Here is a 22,749-nt window from a genome sequence, read left to right on the forward strand (position 1 = left end):
AGAATCTTGTATAGAGTAGGAAAGAAGGCGCGTTCACGGTGAATGACGCAACATTTTTGCGGTATCCGCCTTCAGTATAGTCAACGCATCTTTGCGTGGAAAGGATTGTATGATTTATTTTGATAATGCGTCCACAACGCCTGTCCTTTCGGACGTCGCGAACGTGGTCACCGATGCCTTACAATATCAATGGGGAAACCCGTCCTCTCTGCATCGACTCGGTTTTCAGGCGGAAACAGCCATGGAAGAGGCGCGAGGACGCATAGCCGCCTTGCTCGGCGTACCTGCCAATAGTTTGCTTTTTACGTCCGGCGCGACGGAGGGCATCAATATGGTAATGCGTAGCGTTCTCATGCAGGCGCTCCAGCGTCAAGTTGGCCATGCAGGACGTGCAGAGTGTTCCGACGCCGATCGTGTGGGAGACGCGTCGAAAGCCAATATCGTCCTTACCGCAGTGGAACATGCAGCGGTACATGAAACGGCGATGCTTTTTTCTTCGTTTGGTTTCGATGTGCGCTTTCTTCCCGTCGATGAAGAGGGGAAGATTTCCCTTTCCGATGTGGAACGCTTGGTGGATGAAGAGACACTTCTGGTCGCCGTCATGCACGTCAACAATGAGTTGGGTACGATTCTTCCGGTGGATCAAGTGGGGAAGATCATCAAAAATCAATCCCGTGCACTCTATCTGGTGGACGGTACACAGGCGCTGGGAAAACTTCCGGTTCAGCTTTCCGCCCTTCCCTGTGACGCCTATGTTGCGAGCGGTCATAAAATCCATGCGCCCAAAGGCATCGGATTGCTCTATGTTCGTCCCGGAACCACCTTGTTACCACTTCTTACCGGTGGCGGACAGGAAAAAAACCGGCGATCCGGCACGGAAAATGTACCCTATATTCTCGGCTTTGCCGAAGCACTGGCGCAGATGGAGGCGCACCGGGAAGGAACGTATGATCCCAATGTGGTCGCTATTGCGAAGAGGGCTCGTGAGCGGGCGAAAGCTTTGCCGGGTGTTCGCATCAATAGTCCTGCGGATGGAAGCCCCTATATTTTGAATTTCGCCGTTACGGGCGTGAAGGCGGAAGTACTTTTGCATTTTATGGAGCAGGAAGAGATGTATCTTTCTTCCGGATCGGCCTGCAGCAAAGGAAAGGTCAGCCGTATTCTCCAAGAAATTCATCTTCCGGAAGAATATCTCGATGGGGCCATTCGCCTGTCGTTTGGACGGGAAAATCGGGAAGAAGAGGTGGATCCGTTTTTTGCTCATTTGGCGTTTTCCATTCAACAAATTCGTCGCATTACAGGAGGAAAGGCATGAATGAAAACACAAACACCGGTATGCAGCCGGTGGTTTCGGTTTCCTATGGGGAACTGGTGCTTAAAGGGAAAAATCGAGGGATGTTTGTTGCGGCGATCAAGCGGCATTTGCACCGCGCTTTGCAGGACATTCCTGTGGTAGAAGAGTTTGAACAATTCGGCAAATTGTTTTTTGTTGTCCGCGAAGAAGATGTGACGGCAACGGTTGCGGCTTGTCGGCGCGTCTTTGGCTTGCTTTATGTTACGCCGGGTCTGCGTGTAGCCTGTGAAGAAGCGGCTATTCGCGAGGCGTGCCGCGCTCTGATGGCGAAGAAGATCGCGGAAAACACCACCGATAAAACACCAACCTTTAAAGTCAAAGTGAAGCGAAGCAACAAGGCGTTCTCCATTCCATCGCCAACCTTTGCCGCGACCGTGGGGGATTGGATGCTGACGGATTTTCCTGCCCTTCGTGTCGACGTGCGCGATCCGCAGATCATACTGGCCGTGGAGATTCGCGAAGATGCCTTTGTTTCCGTGGAGCGTTTTGAAGGGGTGGGCGGTTTGCCGGCAGGGTCGGGTGGTCGCGGTTTGCTCCTTTTATCGGGCGGCATCGATTCGCCCGTTGCTGGATATGAGATGGCGCGACGCGGGTTGGCGTTAGGCGCAGTGCATTTTCATTCCTATCCGTTTACGAGTGAGCGTGCGCAAGACAAAGCGAAGCGTCTGAAAACGCAGTTGGAACGTTCGGTCGGACCTATACGTCTGTATATGATTAATCTGGTGAAGATATATACCGCAATTGCGCAAAATTGCCGAAAAAAGAATACGACGCTTTTGTCGCGCCGTATGATGATGCGCATCGGTGATCGTCTCTGTGAACGCTTCGGCTATCATGCTTTAATTACCGGTGAAAGTCTCGGCCAAGTCGCCTCGCAGACCGTACAGGGCATCCATGTGGTTAACAACGCCGCATTTCATCCCATTCTCCGCCCTCTGATCGCCACCGACAAAACGGAGATTATCGATGTTGCCCGAGAATTGGGCACGTACGAGCTTTCCATTGAGCCGTATGATGACTGCTGCTCTCTTTTCGCGCCGGAACATCCCAACACCCGACCGGCTTTGGAGCAGATTATCGAAGACGAAGGGCATTTGGATATTGAAGTGCTCGTTGCGGAAGCGCTGGAAACGCTGGAAATTGTCGAGTAAAGAAGCAATCGAAGCGTTTGTGCCTCTCGTGCTCTTCTTGCCGTTGCAGAGCACATAAATCAAAAGAAAGCGCCCCTCTTATTTTCATTTCGTCGTAATACTTGAAATAAGAGGGGTGATTTTGTGTCTCGTTCCATCCTCGTTGCAAGTCAGCTTATGCACGCTTCTTGCAGCGTGAACCGGTGTTACTTCAGCAACTTTTTTGCTGCGTCCAGAGCGGCGTCGTAGTTCGGATGTTCTGTATTCTGTTTGACGTATTCCACATAGGTGATCTGATTTTTCCCGTCCAAAACGAATACCGAACGGTTGAGAAGCATAAGCTCATCAATCAATACACCGTAGGCTTCGCCGAAAGTGCGATGTTGATAGTCCGATGCTACGATGGCATTCTCGATGCCTTTTGCAGCGCAAAAGCGTTGTTGCGCAAAGGGCAGATCTACCGAGACGGTCAGAACAACAACTTTGTCGCCCAATTTTCCGGCTTCTTCGTTAAACCGGATGGTCTCCAGTTCACATACCGAGGTATCCACCGAAGGAACGGCGACGAGAAGTTTTACCTTGTCGCCAAGATCCGCCAAGTGCAGAGAGCTTAAATCCTGTTTGGTGAGGGTAAAGTCGGGCGCGGTGTCTCCGGGAACCAATTCCTTGCCGTGCAATGTCAGGGGCGTATCCCCCATTTTATAACCTGTTCTTGTCATGGTATTTTCCTTTCTTTTCGAGAGTGCCGTTTTGTCCGGTGTTGATGTAGTGTCAGGAAATGGGCATGACGCACACCCCGTAAAGGATGTTCGTCATGCCCGAAAAGTGTGAGCCTCCGTGCTTGACAAGCTCGGGGGAGGCTCACGAGAGAATCTGAATGCTGTTTTAGAAAACGATGAGCATCAGTGCGCCGGCTAAAATGATACTGAGAATGACGCGCTCAACCCAGATGAGGAGATAGTCGCTGAACTTGATTGGAATATCCGTACCCATCATGCAGGGGATAGAGGCCGAGAAGAACAGAATCTCGGAAACGCTGACGATGGCAACCAGCATACGGGTGGCAATCGCCATGCCTTCTCCGGCAACCAGCGGAGCAGGCAGAAGCATTTCGGCAATACTCAGTGACAGCGCCTTTGCGGTCAGTTGGGCTTCCGGAACTTGCAACAAAGCCGTAAAGGGATAGAAGATATAGCCGATAATATCGAAGACCGGCGTATAGGTCGCAATGAGAAGACCGGTCATGCCGACACCAAGAAGCGACGGAGCGATATTAAGCGCCATCTTGAAGCCGTCGATGAAGTTCATCTTAATGACTTCTAACAGCGACGGTGCCTGATGATACGCAGTCATGGCTTCTTCCATAGCATTGTGAAGCGTAATCTTTTTGCGCTCTTCTTTGACCGCCGGTTTTCCGGAGAAGTACATATCTTTCTTTTTACTTAATGGGAAAATGCGAACGGTAATTGCAGTGACGATAAAGGTGATGATGAGTGTTGCCCAGAAATAGAAGAGCCAATGATCCATCAGATCCAGCGTTTTGGCAACGATAATCATAAAGGTTGCCGAGACTGTAGAGAAGCCGGTCGCGATGATGGCAGCTTCTTTTTGCGTATAGCCGTCTTCGCGATAGACACGGTTCGTGATGAGAAGTGCCAACGAGTAGCTGCCGACAAACGAGGCAACGGCATCGACGGCGCTGCGCCCCGGCGTTTTGAAGACCGGGCGCATGACCGGTTCCATAAAGACGCCGATAAATTCCATCAGACCGAAGCTGATTAAGAATGCCAGGAAAATCGAACCGATGGGGACGATAGTGGTTACCGAGACGAGAATGGAATTATAAATCATGGGCAGCATTCCTTTTTCATGCAAAGCGGCAGGACCCCAGCCGGTGAGTTGCATGACCAGAAATACAGCGGATACAAGCTTGAGCGCGAAGAAAATCTTGCGCACCACGCCGCCTTCCCATTCCTTGCGTTTGATGGCATACGCCAATCCTGCCACAATCATGATGGTGCCGAAGATAAGACCGTAATTTGGAATGCCTTTGATGGCATTGACGATGTGATCGATGGGAATGGTCTTTTTCCCGCCGAATTCGATCGGCACAAAGAACATAAAAATGCCGAACAGGGAGTACAGGACGAAAAGACAGACATCTTTCGCCGACCATTTGGTGGTATTCATAATTACCTCCTTCTACCTACGTTAAACGTTGAAATAAGACCAAGAGCTTTGCGATAAAGTTCTTTCGTCTCAATTATACTCGTTCTATGCGGAAATGAAAACGATTGGCGTAAAAAATCGATGAAAATCATCGTCTTTTCAAATTTTCCTCTTGACGTTTGCTTTTCTGCCGAACTCACATAAAATAGGAGAGACTGCAAACAAAGGTAACGGGAGAACCCAGAAAGGAACCGAATTGAAGCAAATTCAACTCAAGCAAATCAGCAAGTCCTTTGATGCGCTGACGGTATTGAAGAATTTTGATCTGACGATTGAGGATGAAGAATTTTTAACACTTTTAGGTCCGTCGGGATGTGGAAAGACAACAATATTGCGCATTATTGGCGGGTTTGAAGAACCGGACAGCGGACAGGTTCTCTTTGAGGGGAAGGACATCACGCATGTTCCGCCGCATTTACGGCCGTTTAACACCGTGTTTCAACAATATGCGCTTTTTCCCCATATGAATGTGGAAGAAAATGTAGGCTTCGGCCTGCGCATGAAGGGCGTGGAAAAAGACGAACGAGAAGCGCGTGTGGAGCGGATGCTGCGCTTAGTGAATCTTTCCGGATATGGGAAGCGCAAAGTGGATCAGCTTTCCGGCGGACAGAAGCAGCGCATCGCGATTGCCCGTGCTCTGGTGAATGAACCCGAGGTATTACTTCTGGATGAACCGCTCGGTGCGTTGGATCTCAAGCTGCGAAAAGAAATGCAGGGCGAATTGAAACGTATGCAGCAGGAGCTCGGCATCACGTTTATTTTTGTTACGCATGATCAGGAAGAAGCCCTTACCATGTCGGATCGCATCGTGGTGATGAACGGCGGTGTCATTCAGCAGATGGGCGATCCCAAAGATATTTATGATGAACCTCGTAACCGCTTTGTAGCGGACTTTATCGGGGACTCCAATATTGTCGAAGGCATCATGCACGCCGATTTTGACGTGAGTTTTTCCGGCCATCGCTTTGTGTGCGTCGATAAGGGCTTTGCCCCGGAAGAAGCGGTCGATATCGTTTTGCGTCCGGAAGACTTGGAACTGGTGGCACCGGAAAAGGGAATGCTGGTGGGTGTGGTAGAAAGCTGCCTGTTCCGCGGCGTCCATTACGAGATGGAAATTGATGTCAACGGCGAATGTTACAAGAGCCAGAGCACCAAGGCGATGGAAGTGGGAAGCCGCGTGGGTATTGTCATTGCACCCGATCTCATTCAGGTTATGCACCGATCATCGCCGCAAGGAGTACAGCGATGAAGCGATACCGTCGTTTAAGTGCCCCTTATTTACTTTGGGCGGTGATTTTTGTGCTAATCCCTATGGGCATGATTGTTTACTATGCTCTGACGACGGCCGACGGACAGTGGACCTTGGATAACTTTCGGCGTTTTTTTGCCGGCAATGCGACAGCCACGCTGGTGAAATCGCTACGCTTGGCGTTTGTGTCGACCGTGATCTGCTTTCTTTTGGGCTATCCCATGGCCTATTTTATGGCGAAGGCCAATGCGCGCATACGCCCCATGCTGCTGATGCTGGTGATGATTCCGATGTGGATGAACTTTTTGCTGCGCACGTACGCCTGGATCACCATCCTTTCACGCGGCGGCATACTGAACACCTTTCTTACGAGCATCGGCCTGGCACCGACGGATCTGTTGTATACGGAGACGGCGGTCATCCTGGGCATGGTGTATAACTTTTTACCGTTCATGATCTTGCCTATTTTCACGTCGCTGGAAAAAATGGATCCTGCGCTTTTGGAAGCGGCCGATGATCTGGGCGCCAACAAGAGGCAGGCGTTTTTGCGCGTAACGTTGCCGCTTTCACTTCCCGGTGTGGCTTCCGGCTTTTCGATGGTTTTCATTCCTGCCATTGCCACCTTTGAAATCACGTCCCTTTTGGGCGGCAACAAGACAAATCTTATCGGTAACGTCATTCAACAGCAGTTTACCGTCACCGGAAACTGGCAATACGGCTCCGCCATGGCCATGATTTTAATGGTGTTTCTCGTACTCTCGCTGTTCTTCGGAAGAGAGGAAAAAACGCATGCACAGGGCAGCGTCGTCACGGCGCAGGATTTAGCCTTAGCGGCAGAAGAGCAGGAGGAGGTCAGCGATGTCTAAAGGATTTAGGCGAGTATTCCTTTTTTTGCTTTATGCGTTCCTCTATGCACCGATTGTTGTACTGATTGTCTTTTCCTTTAACAGCGGCCACACGCGTGGAGCATGGGAAGGCTTTTCGCTGCACTGGTATCAGTCGTTGATGCATAATCAGGAAATTTTGAATGCGCTCAAGAATACGGTGTCCATTGCTCTCTTTGCCACGGTCATCGCTACGGCGATCGCAACCTTCGGAACCATCGGCATATACTGGTTTTCACGGCGACGTCGCGTGGCTGTGCATCTCATCAATCAGGTGATTGTACTCAACCCCGATATTGTGACCGCTATTGGCTTTATGGCCCTGTTTGGCTTTTTGCATATGACTCCGGGTTATCTCACGATTCTCTTATCGCATATCGCCTTTGAGATTCCCTACATCGTGCTGTCCATTCTGCCGCGCCTGAAACAGATGCCGTTGGAGCTGGCGGAAGCATCCATGGACCTTGGCGCCACACCTTGGCAGACCTTGCACTATGTGATTCTGCCGTTTCTTAAAAGTGGCATTATTTCCGGTGCCTTGATGGGCTTTACGATGTCCATTGACGATTTTGTCATTACCTTTTTCAACGCCGGAAACGGTGTCGAGACGGTATCCACCCTGGTGTATTCCATGGCGCGTCGCGGAATCAATCCAGAAGTCAACGCTTTATCCGCCATGATGTTTGTCGCCATGTTCCTATTGCTTTTGGCGACCAACTGGCGCACCATTCATGGAAAGGAGATGCCATGAAACGCGTACGGTTGACGATTATTGCAGCGTTTGTATTCTTTCTTTCCGCAACGCTATATGGCTGCGGCATGGGGAAGGATGCCGGGAGCGCGAAGCAGCAGGTCAATGTTTACAACTGGGGGGAATATATTGATCCCGAACTTATTCATCGCTTTGAAGACGAGACGGGCATTGATGTCATCTACTCCAACTTCGCCACCAATGAGGATTTGTATGTCAAACTGAAGAACGGTGGAACGACGTATGATGTCATTGTGCCTTCGGAATATATGCTCCAGCGCATGGTGCAGGAAGATATGCTGCTTCCTCTGGACTACAGCCGGATCCCGAACATGCAATACATTGATCGCGCTTTTCTTCATCAGCCGTTTGATCCGGAACAACGCTATTCCGCACCTTATTTTTGGGGCACCGTGGGTATCCTGTATAACAAGAAGATGGTGAAAGAGCCGGTAAAATCCTGGGATATTCTATGGGATCCGGACTATACGCGCCAAATCATCATGCTGGATTCTTCTCGCGATTCTCTGATGGTTTCCTTGGTTCGTCTGGGCGCTTCCGTGAACTCCACGGATCCGCAACAGCTGACTGCGGCGAAGGAGGATTTAATTCGCCAATATCCGCTCGTTTACGCGTATCTTATCGATGAAATTCGAGACTTGATGATCAATGGAGAGAATGCGCTGGCGGTCATGTATTCGGGGGATGCCTACGCCGCTATGCAGGAAAATCCAGATCTGGATTTTGTCAATCCTCCGGAAGGCGGCAATCTCTGGTTTGATGTGTTTGCCGTTCCCAGAGGCGCACAGAACAAGGAAAATGCCGAGAAATTCATCAATTTTATGTTGCGTCCGGATGTCATGGCGCAGAATGCGGAATGGGTCGGCTATTCGCTTCCGAGTGAAGCGGGTCGAGCGCTTTTGCCGGAAGAAATGCGCAATTCTCCGGTGGCCTATCCGGATCCGAAGGCCTATGAGAAGTATGAAGTGTTTGAATACATCGGTGATGCAGTGCACCTTTATGATCAGCTTTGGCAGGACGTCAAGAATCAGTAAGCGAGCAAAGGAGGACACATGAATTACGTGGACTGGCTTTCCCATGTGGATCGGGGCGAACCCGGACAAGTGCTTCTTTGCTGTATTGAGGAACCGTATCTTTGGGAAATGCTCAAAAACGTGCTCCAAAACGATGTGCTGGGCGGGAATTATCTGTCGTTTAACTATGAGCATCTGGATGCCCGTACGCTTTCGTCGGAAACCTTGATTTCGGCTTTGGAAACCCTGCCGCTCATGGGGGAACGGCGAGTGGTCGTTGTGGAAAATGTACCTCTTCAAAAAGAAGCTCTGCAAAAAAATGAGGCGTTGTTAACGACATTGTGTGAGAGCGTTTTGCATCGTCCGCCGCATGTGCTCCTGGTTCTTGGATTTGTGGGAGACAAGCCGTTTCGTGGAAAAATCCTGAAGCAAATGGAGCCTGATTTGCAGCGTATTTCGCTCACTCGGCTGACAGAACAGGAATTGCATCGCTTTGTGACAAAGAAATGGAAGCAACGCGGTATCCTCGTGGAAGAAGGGGTTTTGCCGCTTTTGATGACTTCCAGCGAATATCTTGATCCGCGTGCGGAAAAAACACTCTATGACGTGGAAAATCTCGTGGAGTCCACAGCGGCACTGGCGAAAGACGGCCGTTTATATCGTCGGGATGCCGAAGAAGCGCTGATTTCTCCGTCCGAGCGTAACATTTTTGCGCTGATGGACGCGATCAACGATCGGCGATCGGCGAGCGCCTGCGCCCTGATTAAGGGATATGAATCCTTGGGAGAGGACCCGTTTCGCCTGTTCTACATGATCGTAAGGCAAATTCGCAATATGATCGGGGTGAAGCGCGCCGAAGGCATGCGCCTTTCACCGCGGGACGGCCAGGCTCGCTTAAAACTATCGTCTTTTGAATATGGTAAATTGCGTCGGGGTGTGCAGAACTATACCGAAAAAGAACTGATTGCTTATCATGACCGCCTCTTTTCGATGGAAAAGCGTATGAAAACGCAGGTATTTCACCTTGAGTCGGAGCTGGAACGTTTTGCGCTGTCTATGGAGCGCGAAAAAGGGGCTTGTAAAATGAAATGCAACAAATAAAAAAATCCATGGCTAACCTGTTAGAGTGTTAATACCAACAAAAACACAGAAGGAGAAGCCATGGATTACGTCTATTGTACCACGACTCGAGAAATAGTATTCACCGGATGTAGTAATCATGAAAATTGAAAATGAAGGGCTTTCTTTCACCACTAAAATTTGTACCAGGGCCCTCTACAACTATGGGAGATTGAGAAGATAGGCATTGTTGTTTATTTATTTCTCCCCCCATGAGGGAAGAAAAGGACTCGAAAGATGTGTCATGATTTATTGCATTAGAAGTTTCAATTTACATTCAAGAATATAGAATTTTAAAAGTATTTACATGTGCAAAAAATTAAATTATAATGAACAAAACATTGAGACTCCCATGAGAAAGTGATTATTAAAGAATATTTGAGAAATTTTAGTAAAAAGATCATTTTCAATTGGGAGTGGTATGTATTCTTGTGAAAAGGTTTTTTTTAAAAGGAGGAAGCGGATGAAAGGACACAATAGGCTTTTAAGAATCATTTTCTCTTTACTTACACTTGCTATCTGCTTGGCGATCTTTTCAACTTTTCGTGGGGTTCTTGCGAGTGAGGGGGGGAAGGGGAGGCCAGAGTACTTCGGGAGGCCGGGAACACGAACGAGGAGTATCGTCAGAAAAAAGAGTTTAATGCCAATGGAGCCATCTCTTTTTTAGAAATCCAGCTAACTAGTGATGGCGTCACGAAAACATACACTTTAAAAAGTGGAGAAGAGAAGGATGCAAAAATTGATTATCCCGATGGCCTTTCAAGGGATGCAAGTTATGTGGTAAATATAAAATTTGATATCAAGGACTTAGCAAATAAAGAAGACTCCTATCCCCTTGTAAAGGGAGATACGGTAACCTGCGATGTCCCTGCGATTTTGAAGGAAAGTACCATTTCCAAGGGCCGTATTCATGATACCGAAGCGGTATGGGATAGGGGGCATGACGGGGTAGGGAACTATGCCATTGAAAATAACAAGCTTGTGATCAGCTACGATGATGGATATATCGATGAAAAAAACGGACGTATCATAGTTTCAGAGTTGAAGTTTTCGGGGCACTTTGATTTTCGAAATAGTCCGGACGAGAGTTTTGAAGAGGCCCTATCTTTTGGAAATGCTACCTTACAAACAAAATTCAAGGCATTCCAGGCAATTCGTGAGCTTACTATCAAGAAGTATGCGTATATGTTTAATTTTTCCCCAAGTGCAAGTACTAAAGATGGGGGATCGTACAAACCCTTGGACGGTACAGCCAAAGTAGAGAACGGATATATCTTTTATAATATTGAGATTAAGGCAGGGGACAGAAATAACCAAGAGCTTACGAATGTAATCGTAAAAGATTGGTTTGATGAAGATAGCCTAAAGAAAATCGATGTGAAGGATATCCGGCTTAACTCTGCCTTTAAAAAAATCGTGGGAAGAGAGAGTCAAAATATCACCGAACAAGTTCGACCGACCCTTTTCCAAGAAGAAAATGGGGTGGGGTGGAATATCGGTGAATTACCTCCTGGTGCAAAAGCAAGCTTATCCTTCAAGGTTAGAATAAATAAAAAAGGGATCACTGAAGCGGTGAAGACAGAAAAAGACAACGACCCATCGAGCGACGCTCTGGAAGCGAGAACCCTTAGGAACACTGCTTCTGCGATTGCTGACAAAATGAAGGATCCTGTAAAAACAGAGCATGCTGTCTCGGTTAAGAATTTCCTAGATATTGATAAAGATAGTATGCAATATGATCAATCGACCTTCAGAAGGTATTTCAAGATTATTATTACTGCACCACATGAATACAATAGCTACACCATGTACAACGTGCCCATCTACGATCATCTACAGAAAAGTTTTTCTAAGCAAGCAGACATAAACGTAGACCTATATCGTGAGTCCGGCATTGAATCGATTTGGGTTACTCACTGGAATGGAACTAAGGAGAAGCTTGAATGGGACAATTTTACCAGACCCAATAAAGTCTCCTGGAAAGCCACGCTTCCGGTCATTAAACCAGGGGATAAGGTTGAGATCACAAGCTACCTACAATTGAATCCAGCCTTTTGGAGCAAGGAGAATGGGAGATACTTCGACGGTACCAGCAAACTCTATATTGGAAAGGATCGCTATAATTTTTTTGAAACAGGGGAGGGTACGGATGCCAATGGCTACCTTGCAAATGACCTACCTTTTAATTCTGACTATGAGCCAACCGACTTAGAACAAGAGTATTTGAATAAATTTTCAAGGCAGTTTGATGAATCCGAAGGAACCATACCTTGGATAATTCGAGGAAATCAATACCCGAAGGATGGACATATTTCTGATGTAGGAGGAGAAAAGGTTAAAGACACGATAGGGGAAGGCCTTGAATTTATGGGTCAAGCCGAAATCATATTCAGTGGGTTAAGAAATAATGAAATGGTTGAAATCAAAAGAGAGTATTTCGATCTCGATCCATTGAAGAACGCTTTTGAATATGTGATCCCTAAGGAATATGGCAAATGCAGCTATGAAATCCGCTATAAAACGAAGGTGAAGGATCCGACGAAAACAGCAAAATACTCCAATACATTTTATGAAGGTGATGTTTACGTTTCGAATGATAGATCCGTATCCAATGAGATTAGGGACATTTATAAGATATATATAGAACAGGACCAGGATTGGGCGGAATGGGAAACCGTTATACCTAACCGCTTACATAAAGGCGATGTCTATGTTGATACTTGCAATTTGGGAGAACCTGATAACCATACCATGTATTTTACCAAAGAGAATCTCGAGGGGATTTCACTGAATATTTCTGGCGTGGAAGTCGACAAAGCCCTTTATGAGGTTTTACCGGAGGATGAATTTGAACCAGACAAATTCAAATCCTTCAAAATTAAATTTCTGGGTGATATTTCTGTGATCAAGGAAGGAAAAACCCTCTATCCGGGATACAACTATCATCTATATATTAGATATAAGACGACGATGGTGAACCCATCGAAGAAGAAGAGGCTCTATTACTATAATTACGGGACATTAACCTTGGGTTCCGTCACTAAGACTTGTTGGAAATCTATATTTCGAGAGGACTACCCGCAAATCGAGAAAGAACAATATGAAGATTATAATAACAAGGCCAGACTGATTTGGACGATAAGAGTGAATAAGGAACACCGGGATTGTCATAGGGATGGTACAGTAATTATAAAAGAAACCCTACCAAAGGGAACAGAATTCGTTTCCGCTTGGTCTGATCGTTGGAGGTGGTATCGCTGCCAGAGCTCACAGCCGGTTAAGAATTCGGACGGTACGACGACCGTCACTATTAAGGTTTACGGATTGACATTTGTTGATGAAAATCATGGATTTAACTCGAATGATTATTCAGCAACCATTTTCGTAGAGGCCAAGGCTACAGATGATGCCTTTTTATGCGACGCCTCTTCTACGGACTTTACCTACGTAAACAAGGTAACCACTATTAATCGGTTCGGCATGGAGGACTCCACCCAGGCCGAGGCAATCGTGAAAAACTCTGCCCTGAAAAAACAGATGGACTATGACGAAGCAACGGCTCCCTATGCCCGTTTTACCGTTGAAGTAAATAAGAACGCTTTGGATGTCAACTCGGCGGGAGATACTCTTGATATCGTAGATGTAGGAAACGAAAACCTTACTGTAAATACGGAGTCCATTCAAGTCCTTGATGGCCGAACGAATCAGCCTGTACAATTTTCTGTGGATGCGACTTTGGAGGAAAAGAATCAATATACCATTACGGTGCCGGACAAGAAATTTGTAAAGATTATCTATACAGCCCAGGTAAAAGGGGATATTGGAGAAAGAGTTCTTGTTGAGAATCAGGCCTACTTCAAAGGGAAAGAAAACCTGAAGGGCCCAAATGCTAAAGTGAGCCAGGAAATTACCATTTTGAAAGCGCAGGGACAGGCAACGACGGTGCCAATGGTTTGGCTGTTAAAAAAAGATGAAAGCGCCTCGCTTTTAGGGGGAGCCAGATTCTCGCTCTCTGCATATGATCGAGAAAAGAAGACTTGGGAAATAATTGATGACAGCATTACATCGTTGGGCAAGGAGGCTTCCAATAATAAGGGAAAGCCAATTGAAGTATTATATAACACTTTATATAAACTGGAAGAGAAGAAAGCACCGGACGGCTATCTATTAAATGATAAACCTTACTATTTTGCCCTTTATGGAACAAGTCCTTTAAATGTGGAGTATCCTGCGGAAGTAAGTCCAAAAGACGTTTTCAAGGGACCCAGTGGCTCCAAAATCAACTTCTTCAATAAGCCCTACACCAAGGTATCTTTCTCCAAGGTCGATAGCCAAGGCTTCAAATTGGAAGGGGCGCAATTTTCGATCTATGTCGGAAGTCCTGAAGGGCCTATCGCAAAGGATAGCAAGGGGAAGGACTGCAAATTTACCAGTCTCAAAGACCAGGTGACAGAGATCTGCCTGGCCCCTGGAATGTATTTTCTTAAGGAAACCAAGGCTCCTGACGGGTATGCGCTGTTGAAGGAAGCTATTCCCTTTGAAGTAAAGGGGGATAAGGAAAGACAGGTCCTTGTCCAGGGAAAAATGGAAAAAGAGATCTCGGTTATAAATGAGTCCGAGAAGAGATCCATTTCCGTAGAGAAGACCTGGCTTGACTTCGACAACAAGGAGAAAAAGCGGACAGACCAGGTTGAAATCCACCTCCTCGCCAATGGGGTTGACACCCAGAAGAAACTTCTTCTTTCGGAGCGCAACAATTGGAAGGGATCCTTTGAAAACCTGGATGTTATGAAGGATGGGAAAGAAATCCTTTACCGTGTTAAGGAAATGGATTCGGTTGATGGATATATGACCCGCTACCTGGGGAGTGCGAAAGAAGGCTTTACCATTGTCAACACCCTCCTTTTGGAGATAGAAGGCGAGAAAACCTGGATAAACGATGAAAGTTTATGGAGACCGGAAACCATCACCATACGGCTGAAGGCCAATGGGAAAGACAAAGAGATAAAGGCTGTCCAAGCTGATCAAGAGGGAAAGTGGAAATGGACATTCTCTGATCTACCTGCCTATGATGAGGAAGGGGCAAAGATGCTCTACACAATTACGGAAGATAGTGTTGCGAATTATCTTTCAGCGGTAGAGGGATTTGATGTAAAGAACACCTATTCACCAGAAAAGACCAGTTTAACCGTTTCTAAGGTATGGGAGGATGGCAACAACCAGGATGGAAAGCGTCCTGGCGAGGTAATAGTGAAGCTTCTTGCCAATGGGGAAGAGACCGGAGAAAGTCTCTGCTTAAACGAAGAGAACAAGTGGACCGGCGAGTTCAAGGAGCTGAATGAATTTAAGGATGGAAAGAAAATTTCCTATAGTGTGCAGGAAGAGGAAGTTGGAAACGGATATCAATCCACAATAAAAGGAAACATGGAGAAGGGCTTTACCATCACCAATACATTAAAGCCCAGAACAATAAATATCGAGGTTAAAAAGGTTTGGGAGGATAAAGAAGATAAGGATCGAATCCGTCCCAAGCATATTTCGATTAAGCTCCTTGCCGATGGAGTGGAGACGGACAAGGTTTTGGAGCTTACAGAAGAGAATCAATGGACCGGAGGTTTCAAGGATCTCGATGAATACAAGGCAGGAAAGAAAATCGCCTATAGTGTGAAGGAAGAGGAGGTCAGTCAATATCAAGCGCTTGTGTCCGGAGATATGATGAAAGGCTTTGTGATAACCAATATTCTTAAACAGGGAAAACCGGATAAACCGGACAAGCCGAACGAACCGGATAAACCGGACAAGCCGAACGAACCGGACAAGCCAGACAAACCGGACAAACCTGAGAAGCCGGATAAGCCGGACAAACCGGATAAACCGAGCAAGCCGATTCAGCCGGATAAACCTGAGAAGCCGGACAAACCAGACAAACCCGACAAACCGGCTAAGCCAGAGGATGAAAAGAAGCCGCGGGGGTCAATAAATCCTGCCCCTAATACGAGTGACCCCACCCAATTAGGGAGGTATGTGGTACTTCTCCTTGTATCTTTTGCCGGGGCCTGTCTACTGCTTCGTAAGGGAAGACAAAAGAAGTAACACGGAATAGGATCTGTCATCAAACGGTTGCTTGCAAAGTGAGATGGTCTGGGTATTACATGCAAATAGACGGGCTATCGGTCCTCGTTGAGAAGGAAAGATCAGCCGAGTGAAAATAAAAAAGCTGAGCAGGTAGTCTGCTCAGCTTTTTTATTATAGAGATCAAATCCAGGGATGGACAATGTAGACCCAGCTTTTTCTTAGGTCTTCGAGCACAGACAAGGTCAACATGGTTTGGAATTGAAAGAAAGGACCTTCTTGAAGTATGGACAACCTGTTTACTCTTACGGGGATGAGCCGACGACGGAAGCTTAGTTTTCTACCCGCAATAGTGTTGGCTTTGTCGAATACGGGAAACCACCACTATAGAAGCAGTAACCTTCCTGGCGAATTGTAAAATGAAATGCAACAAATAAAAAGATCCATGGCTAATCTGTTAGAATGTTAATACCAACAAATACACAGAAGAAGAAGCCATGGAGGGAGCGATCGCGTCGAGAGGGAAAAGGGAGTTGAATTAATTGCTCATGGTTTGAACGGTAATGCGTTCGATCAAGAGATTCAGCTGAATCCGTAAAAGATTTTTTAATTGAAAGATTACGTTCTTGTGGTATTATCCTATACCGTATTCAGTATAAGTAGACTTCAACTGTTGAAAAATCACGGCAGGAGATCGGCTTTCAATAAGCTTCCATACATTTTGCCGCTTGCTGTTATGATTTGTTGCATTAGAAGCTACAATTTACATTTTGTATATTTGTAAATGATGTGAGATTAAAAACAAGCTCCATTGATGGCGAGATATTTACGGCGGTAAAACGCAAAAGTGTGGAGAGCCGCCGTAAAGTGGGCGAGATATTTACGGCGGTAAAATGCAAAAGTGTGAAAATCCGCCGTAAATCCAGTGGCAGCATTACGGCTGTAAAACGCAAAAATGTGGAAAGCCGCCGTAAAGTGGGCGAGAGTCTTCTGTATGCTACCCTTATGATGGCGGGTTAACCCGCCATCATAAGGCATGAAATCCAGTTTTCAAAGGTCGTAGCAGATACCGCTGCGTTTTTGCTATACTGGTTGACATAGAGAGAATCCTTTCTTTGTTTTGTTTGACGCTTTCATTGTACAGGATTTCTCTCTATATTTTTTTCTTCTTGGTCTCACATCAATTGTATCTCTACAGCATTAGAAGCTACAATTTACATTTTGATTTGCATAGATCACAAGATTGTGGTAGACTTTTCAGGTATCGAAAAAAAGATCTCATGCTACCAAAGGAGGTGAGCGAATTGGCCAATATTAAGTCGGCGAAAAAGAGAATTGACATTGCTAAACGCAATCGTCTGCGCAACCGCAGCAAGCGTTCCGAGATTAAAACCTACATCAAAAAGTTTGATGCGGCGTTAGAGGCGAACTCACCTCAGGAAGCGCAAGAGCTGTTAAAAGTGATTGATCGCAAGCTGAAGCGCGCTTCGTTGCAGAGTGCATATTCAAAGAACGCGGCAAGCCGTACCGTCAGCCGTTTGCAGAAGCGTCTGAACGTCGTTTCTGCGCAATAAGATCGAATAGAAAGGAGCGGTTTCTTCACAACCGCTCTTTTTTTATGCACTTTTTTCGTCGCGCGCTGTGCTATACTGATTGCGACGATTGATGAATGGAGAGGCAGTGTGCGATGACGAAAGAACAGAACAACCGGCGCTTGCTTTCGCTGGATGCCATATTTATGGAAGAAGAACCGGAAAAAGAATCGGATCAGATAACAAATCCTTCGCTCGAAGCCGTCGAATCGGCGGCGGAGATAGCCATAGAGTCAACAAGTGAATCGGAACCGCCGGAAGAAGCGGATTTCGTCTCTGTCGACTCGTCTTCTTCCGAGGAGGACAAAGAGGATATAACAGCGCCGGGACCTGTTGAAGAACCGGATTTAGGGCCCGTCATTCCTCCAACTTCCGTTGGACAACCGAATGAACCGCCGAAAAGCGCGAAGCGCGGTATTCGCGATCTTCGGCGCTATCTGGATGATCATCTCTCCGAGGAAACAAAAGAAAAACTGGAGCAGGAGCAACGCGCTGAGCGAAGTGCGCGCGAGGCGGAAATGCTGAATCGCGAAGCACCGATTCCGGATGTTCTGTATTCGGATTCTTCGGATCCCGATGAGACAATAATGGAACCGAAACCGACAGAGAAACCGTGGGAAGCGACGCCGGCCTCTTCGGTTATCACCGTGCCGAAAGAGGAACCGGAACTGGCACCGACAGAAGAGGAAGTTGTTTCCGAATCGATGGAGAAAGCACATTCCAACGAGAGAAAAGATAATCCTTACGAAGACGATACAGAAGATCTGACCATTGTTCTTCCGCGTGTGGAGGAAGAGACGTTCGATGCGGATCGTACGCAGGTTTTTTCTGCTGTTCATCCGGAAGAGATATTGAAGGATGAAAGCGATGAAGAAATCACGGAAGCCGTGACCTTCAACAACACCTCCCCGATCGACGCCCAGGATACCGCGAGACAGCAAAAAAATTGGCCATTAGATGAAGAGCAACCGCATACGGCAAATCCGACGCCGGCTTATGCCGATGAGGAAGCGGAAGACAAAAAAACGGAAGCTAAAGGCTTTCGTGGAGTCTTTTTCAACTGGATTTTGCCGATTTCCGTAGCCTTGCTGTTGGCCATTGTCATTCGCTTTTTTGTCGGTGGGGCGACCACCGTCAGCGGCACCTCGATGGAGCCGACCTTACACAATGGCGACTTTTTGTTGGTTAGTAAAATTCCAACGTACTTCAAAAACTACAAGCGCGGTGATGTTCTGATCATCGATTCTCCCGATCTGAACGAGTTTTATGTCAAGCGCCTGATCGGCTTGCCGGGGGAGACGGTAGAAATTCAGGACGGTAAAGTATTCATCGATGGAAAATGGATGAAAGAATTTTACACGGATCAGGAGACTGTTTCCTATGCCAATGCCAAGTGGACATTGGGCAATAATGAGTATTTCGTATTGGGCGATAATCGCGGGACCGGCGCCAGCAACGACAGTCGTCTTTTCGGTCCTGTTTTGGCGGAGCATATCAAGGCAGTTTCGCGTTTACGTATTTGGCCGATCACCAAGATGATGCTCATGTATTAATGATAACGAGGAAAGTATGAGAACCCCCACCCCTCATCACACGCCGAAATGGCGTGCGGAACGTGAAGTCAAGGCGTTGGAAGCGATTCGTATTATTGTCGTAGCCATCGCAATCGCTTTTTTGATTACGCATTTTATTGTGGCGAGCACCGTTGTGGAGGGGTCTTCCATGGAAGACACCCTGCATAACGGCGACCGCTTGTTTGTCTTTAAGCAAGGAATCACTGCGGAAGGATTGAAACGCGGCGATGTCGTGGTTTTCCATGCTCCGGACGAGAATCGGGACTACATTAAGCGTGTGGTGGCTCTTCCGGATGAATATGTACAGATTGAAGACGGCATGGTCTATATCAATGGAAAACGCCTGGAAGAACCCTACATCAACACCAGTTATACGCATACTCGAGATAAGGTGGAATGGCTGGTGGGCAAAGATGAACTCTTTGTTTTGGGTGATAATCGCGAAGAAGGCGCAAGTCGGGACAGTCGTTATTTCGGCACGATTCCTCTGCGCTCTGTCGTGGGATGTGCGGTATTTCGCTATTTTCCGTTTAATGCATTTGGTGGATTTTAGGAGGTTTTATGGGCGATCGGCAAGAAAATATACGTAATTTTTGTATTATTGCGCACATTGACCATGGAAAATCCACATTGGCAGACCGACTGATCGAAATGACCGGGGCCGTAACGCTTCGGGAGATGAAGGAACAACTTCTGGACTCCATGGATTTGGAACGTGAACGCGGGATTACCATTAAATTGAAAGCGGTGCGTTTATTTTATGAAGCGGATGACGGCATCGTGTATACGCTCAATCTCATTGACACGCCGGGTCATGTGGACTTTAACTACGAGGTTTCGCGTTCCCTTGCCGCCTGCGAGGGGGCTGTGCTCATTGTGGATGCTTCTCAGGGGGTGGAGGCGCAGACGCTGGCCAATACATATTTGGCATTGGAAGAAGATCTCGAAATTTTGCCGGTCATCAATAAGATTGACTTGCCCGGAGCCAATATTCCCATGGCCAAAGAGGAAATTGAAAACGTCTTAGGCTTTGATACGGAAGGAATTCCGCTGATTTCAGCGAAGGCGGGAACGAATATCAAGGCGGTTCTGGAAGATATCGTGAAAAACATTCCTGCACCTTCTGGCGATCCGAAGGCACCGCTTCAAGCGCTTATTTTCGATTCTTATTATGATCCCTATCTCGGTGTGGTGATGTTTGTGCGCGTGAAAGACGGCAAGATTACACCGGGCATGCGCATTCGTCTCATGGCCACGGGAAAGGAATATGAGGTCGACGAGGTCGGCTACGATGCACGCGGTCATGTACGCACCGATGAACTTTCTACTGGAGATGTCGGTTATGTGGTCTGCTCCATTAAGACGGTAGGAGATGCACAAGTCGGCGATACCATCACGGCGGCGGACAATCCGACGAAGGAGCCGCTTCCCGGTTACAAAAAAGTTGTGCCCATGGTCTATGCAGGCATCTACCCCAGCACGAACGAAGATGTCAACAGCGTGCGCGATGCGCTGGAGAAGCTGCAGGTCAACGATGCCGCTTTGGTGTTTGAAAAAGAAAATTCGGCTGCACTGGGCTTCGGCTTCCGTTGCGGCTTTCTGGGCATGCTCCATATGGAGGTCATTGAGGAACGCTTGGCGCGCGAATTTAATCTCGACATTTTGGCCACCGCACCGAGCGTTATTTATCACATCACGTTGCATAACGGGCAACAGTTCAGCATTCAAAACCCGACCGATTTTCCCGATCCGACCGATCTGGAACGGGTGGAGGAGCCGATTGTGCGCGCGGATATTATGACGCCGAAAGAGTACATCGGTACAATTATGGAGCTCTGTCAGGATCGACGCGGCGTGTATAAAAACATGGAATACATGGACGAGCGCCGTGTTTCCATGCACTATGATATGCCGCTGAACGAGGTCATCTATGATTTCTTTGATGCGTTAAAGTCCAAGACGCGCGGCTATGCAAGCTTAGATTATGAGCTGCAGGGTTATCAGCCGTCCGATTTGGTGAAACTGGATATTCTGGTCAACAGCGAGCCAGTGGATGCCCTTTCGCTCATCGTTCATCGTGATAAAGCGTATGAGCGCGGACGTTTGATCTGCGAACGGATGAAGAAGGAAATTCCGCGTCATCAATTCGCCGTGCCCATTCAGGCAGCGATCGGGGCAAAAATCATTGCCCGCGAGACGGTTTCCGCTCTGCGCAAAGACGTGCTTTCCAAGTGCTACGGCGGCGATATTTCGCGCAAAAAGAAACTGCTGGAGAAGCAAAAGGAAGGCAAGAAGCGCATGAGCCAGATCGGAAACGTCAGCATTCCGCAGAGCGCCTTTTTGAATGTTCTAAAGTACGATGAGGAAAACTGAGACCACATCCGGTTCGGCGCCTGCTTTTCGTCCGCTCGGACTGTATATTCATTATCCTTTCTGCCGGGAGCGCTGTTTCTATTGCGATTTTTTGACGTTTCCCCATGCTGAGGGGCTTCACGCCCCGTATATTTCGGCGCTGAAAAAAGAAATTGCGCTGTTGGGTCAGGCGAAAGCGCAACAGAAAAATCCGTTCTTGCCGTCAACGCATTATCTTGTCGATTCCGTTTATTTTGGCGGAGGAACGCCTTCGCTTATGCCGCAGGAGACACTGGCTTCTGTGTTGAATGCTCTGCGCGCAAACTTTTTGTTTGCCGATGAAGTGGAAATTACCATGGAAGTGAACCCCGGAACGCTGGATAAAGACGCTCTTGCGCTTCTTCTCTCCGCCGGAGTCAATCGCTTTTCTCTCGGCGTGCAGACGATGTCTGACAGCTTGCTTCAACGACTTGGCCGCACGCACACCGCACAGGATGTGGCAAGAGATATCGCTTTGTTCCAAGAAGCCGGCGCAAAAAATGTGAATGTGGACCTCCTTCTCGGCTTGCCGAATCAGACGCTTCCCGATATTCGTCGTGATCTTTGTTATGTGGCGGAATGGCGCCCGCAGCACATCTCCTGGTATTCATTAATTTTAGAAGAGAAAACTTATTTTTCCTGGCAGGCGCAGCATGGCGACTTGCCCTTGCCGGAAGAGACTGTGCTCCTGCAGGAGGAAGATGAGGTGCTGGAAACTTTGTCGGCTCTTGGTTATGAACGCTATGAAATCTCTAATTTTGCCCTTCCTTCCTACGCTTCGCGGCACAATCTGAAATACTGGACGGCGCAGGATTATCTTGGCATCGGTGTCGGTGCGGCAAGCTATTTACAGAGCGAGCGCTATCAAAACCCTTCGGGCATCCATGCCTATCTGAATGAAGTAAAAGAAGGCCGACTTCCACAGCAACATTTGGTACGGTCGCAACAGGAAGACCGTTTTGAGCAGGTCATGATGGGGCTGCGTAAAATAGAGGGCATCAATCGACAGGCATTCTTTGCACAAAACGGCATGGATGTGCTCGCCATGGCACCGAAAAGCATCCGCAAAGCTGAAAATAACGGCTTGATGCGCGTGACCGCATCACATCTTGCGTTCACACGTTCGGGACTCAATGTACAAAATGATGTCTTATCCGACATCCTTTGGGAATGGGAAGGTTGACGGCGAAAAAAGCGTCAATTTTCATTGCTTTCGATTGACAAAGGGTGCGAAGCCTTGTATCATAATGTTAGCACTCAAAGAGATAGAGTGATAACAGGAAAAAGAACCGGAATAGCGAGGATTACTTTTCGCAAGATCAATGTGACCGGGCGAAGGAATGGCGAGCCTCATCAATGGGCTTTATCAA

16 protein-coding genes are annotated in these 22,749 nt (G+C 47.4%); 14 read left to right on the top strand and 2 right to left on the bottom strand.

Annotated features, from left to right (window positions below):
• Window positions 1-109 precede the first annotated feature (109 nt).
• Both BN3910_RS00550 and thiI read left to right on the top strand, forming a co-directional pair.
• The gene (locus BN3910_RS00550; RefSeq protein WP_066923146.1) at window positions 110-1,315 is read left to right on the top strand and encodes a cysteine desulfurase family protein; all 1,206 of its coding nucleotides are present in this window, start codon (window positions 110-112) and stop codon (window positions 1,313-1,315) included.
• Window positions 1,312-2,505, top strand: a complete 1,194-nt coding sequence (thiI, locus tag BN3910_RS00555) for a tRNA uracil 4-sulfurtransferase ThiI (protein ID WP_066923149.1) — start codon at window positions 1,312-1,314, stop codon at window positions 2,503-2,505. Before BN3910_RS00550 ends, thiI begins: the two co-directional genes overlap by 4 nt.
• 185 nt (window positions 2,506-2,690) lie before the next feature.
• Here thiI and tpx read toward each other — a convergent pair whose 3' ends face one another.
• Window positions 2,691-3,203, bottom strand: a complete 513-nt coding sequence (tpx, locus tag BN3910_RS00560; protein WP_066923152.1) for a thiol peroxidase — start codon at window positions 3,201-3,203, stop codon at window positions 2,691-2,693.
• A 166-nt stretch (window positions 3,204-3,369) separates the two neighbouring features.
• Window positions 3,370-4,674: a YjiH family protein gene (locus tag BN3910_RS00565; protein WP_066923155.1), complete on the bottom strand. Its 1,305-nt coding sequence runs from the start codon at window positions 4,672-4,674 to the stop codon at window positions 3,370-3,372.
• A 235-nt stretch (window positions 4,675-4,909) separates the two neighbouring features.
• On the opposite strand from BN3910_RS00565, the gene BN3910_RS00570 reads away from it, so the two are divergent.
• The 12 genes from BN3910_RS00570 to hemW all read left to right on the top strand — a co-directional run bounded on the left by BN3910_RS00570 (window position 4,910) and on the right by hemW (window position 22,562).
• On the top strand, window positions 4,910-5,962 hold the full coding sequence (locus BN3910_RS00570; RefSeq protein WP_066923157.1) for an ABC transporter ATP-binding protein: 1,053 nt from the start codon (window positions 4,910-4,912) through the stop codon (window positions 5,960-5,962).
• Entirely contained in the window at window positions 5,959-6,828 is an 870-nt protein-coding gene (locus BN3910_RS00575) for an ABC transporter permease (RefSeq protein ID WP_075967938.1), read from the top strand. The genes BN3910_RS00570 and BN3910_RS00575 overlap by 4 nt, the downstream gene beginning before the upstream one ends.
• Window positions 6,821-7,597: an ABC transporter permease gene (locus tag BN3910_RS00580; RefSeq protein ID WP_066923160.1), complete on the top strand. Its 777-nt coding sequence runs from the start codon at window positions 6,821-6,823 to the stop codon at window positions 7,595-7,597. Before BN3910_RS00575 ends, BN3910_RS00580 begins: the two co-directional genes overlap by 8 nt.
• Entirely contained in the window at window positions 7,594-8,652 is a 1,059-nt protein-coding gene (locus tag BN3910_RS00585; RefSeq protein WP_066923163.1) for an ABC transporter substrate-binding protein, read from the top strand. The genes BN3910_RS00580 and BN3910_RS00585 overlap by 4 nt, the downstream gene beginning before the upstream one ends.
• 18 nt (window positions 8,653-8,670) lie before the next feature.
• Complete coding sequence (holA, locus tag BN3910_RS00590; protein WP_066923167.1) at window positions 8,671-9,732, top strand: DNA polymerase III subunit delta; 1,062 nt, start codon at window positions 8,671-8,673, stop codon at window positions 9,730-9,732.
• 795 nt (window positions 9,733-10,527) lie between these two features.
• Window positions 10,528-15,843, top strand: a complete 5,316-nt coding sequence (locus BN3910_RS07645; RefSeq protein WP_066923173.1) for a Cna B-type domain-containing protein — start codon at window positions 10,528-10,530, stop codon at window positions 15,841-15,843.
• Window positions 15,844-16,611: 768 nt separating this feature from the next.
• On the top strand, window positions 16,612-16,842 hold the full coding sequence (locus BN3910_RS07715) for a hypothetical protein (protein ID WP_148417305.1): 231 nt from the start codon (window positions 16,612-16,614) through the stop codon (window positions 16,840-16,842).
• Between the two features lie 284 nt (window positions 16,843-17,126).
• Entirely contained in the window at window positions 17,127-17,396 is a 270-nt protein-coding gene (rpsT, locus tag BN3910_RS00605; RefSeq protein ID WP_066923176.1) for a 30S ribosomal protein S20, read from the top strand.
• Between the two features lie 113 nt (window positions 17,397-17,509).
• Entirely contained in the window at window positions 17,510-18,967 is a 1,458-nt protein-coding gene (gene lepB / locus BN3910_RS07650; protein WP_066923179.1) for a signal peptidase I, read from the top strand.
• A 16-nt stretch (window positions 18,968-18,983) separates the two neighbouring features.
• Window positions 18,984-19,541 (top strand): signal peptidase I, encoded by a 558-nt coding sequence (gene lepB / locus BN3910_RS00615; RefSeq protein ID WP_066923182.1) that lies wholly within the window; start codon window positions 18,984-18,986, stop codon window positions 19,539-19,541.
• Window positions 19,542-19,549: 8 nt separating this feature from the next.
• The gene (lepA, locus tag BN3910_RS00620) at window positions 19,550-21,361 is read left to right on the top strand and encodes a translation elongation factor 4 (protein ID WP_066923185.1); all 1,812 of its coding nucleotides are present in this window, start codon (window positions 19,550-19,552) and stop codon (window positions 21,359-21,361) included.
• Window positions 21,348-22,562, top strand: coding sequence for a radical SAM family heme chaperone HemW (gene hemW, locus BN3910_RS00625; RefSeq protein ID WP_066923188.1), 1,215 nt, complete (start codon window positions 21,348-21,350; stop codon window positions 22,560-22,562). The genes lepA and hemW overlap by 14 nt, the downstream gene beginning before the upstream one ends.
• The last annotated feature ends 187 nt before the right edge of the window (window positions 22,563-22,749 follow it).

The sequence above is a fragment of the Murdochiella massiliensis genome (genome assembly GCF_900059565.1).
In the GTDB taxonomy this organism is placed as follows: Bacteria; Bacillota; Clostridia; order Tissierellales; family Peptoniphilaceae; genus Murdochiella; species Murdochiella massiliensis.

Bases quoted from the DNA above. Each gene is read 5' to 3' on its own strand.
- BN3910_RS00550 (WP_066923146.1), top strand. From the start codon at position 110: ATGATTTATTTTGATAATGCGTCCACAACGCCTGTCCTTTCGGACGTC.
- thiI (WP_066923149.1), top strand. From the start codon at position 1,312: ATGAATGAAAACACAAACACCGGTATGCAGCCGGTGGTTTCGGTTTCC.
- tpx (WP_066923152.1), bottom strand. From the start codon at position 3,203: ATGACAAGAACAGGTTATAAAATGGGGGATACGCCCCTGACATTGCAC.
- BN3910_RS00565 (WP_066923155.1), bottom strand. From the start codon at position 4,674: ATGAATACCACCAAATGGTCGGCGAAAGATGTCTGTCTTTTCGTCCTG.
- BN3910_RS00575 (WP_075967938.1), top strand. From the start codon at position 5,959: ATGAAGCGATACCGTCGTTTAAGTGCCCCTTATTTACTTTGGGCGGTG.
- BN3910_RS00580 (WP_066923160.1), top strand. From the start codon at position 6,821: ATGTCTAAAGGATTTAGGCGAGTATTCCTTTTTTTGCTTTATGCGTTC.
- BN3910_RS00585 (WP_066923163.1), top strand. From the start codon at position 7,594: ATGAAACGCGTACGGTTGACGATTATTGCAGCGTTTGTATTCTTTCTT.
- holA (WP_066923167.1), top strand. From the start codon at position 8,671: ATGAATTACGTGGACTGGCTTTCCCATGTGGATCGGGGCGAACCCGGA.
- lepB (WP_066923179.1), top strand. From the start codon at position 17,510: ATGACGAAAGAACAGAACAACCGGCGCTTGCTTTCGCTGGATGCCATA.
- lepB (WP_066923182.1), top strand. From the start codon at position 18,984: ATGAGAACCCCCACCCCTCATCACACGCCGAAATGGCGTGCGGAACGT.
- lepA (WP_066923185.1), top strand. From the start codon at position 19,550: ATGGGCGATCGGCAAGAAAATATACGTAATTTTTGTATTATTGCGCAC.
- hemW (WP_066923188.1), top strand. From the start codon at position 21,348: ATGAGGAAAACTGAGACCACATCCGGTTCGGCGCCTGCTTTTCGTCCG.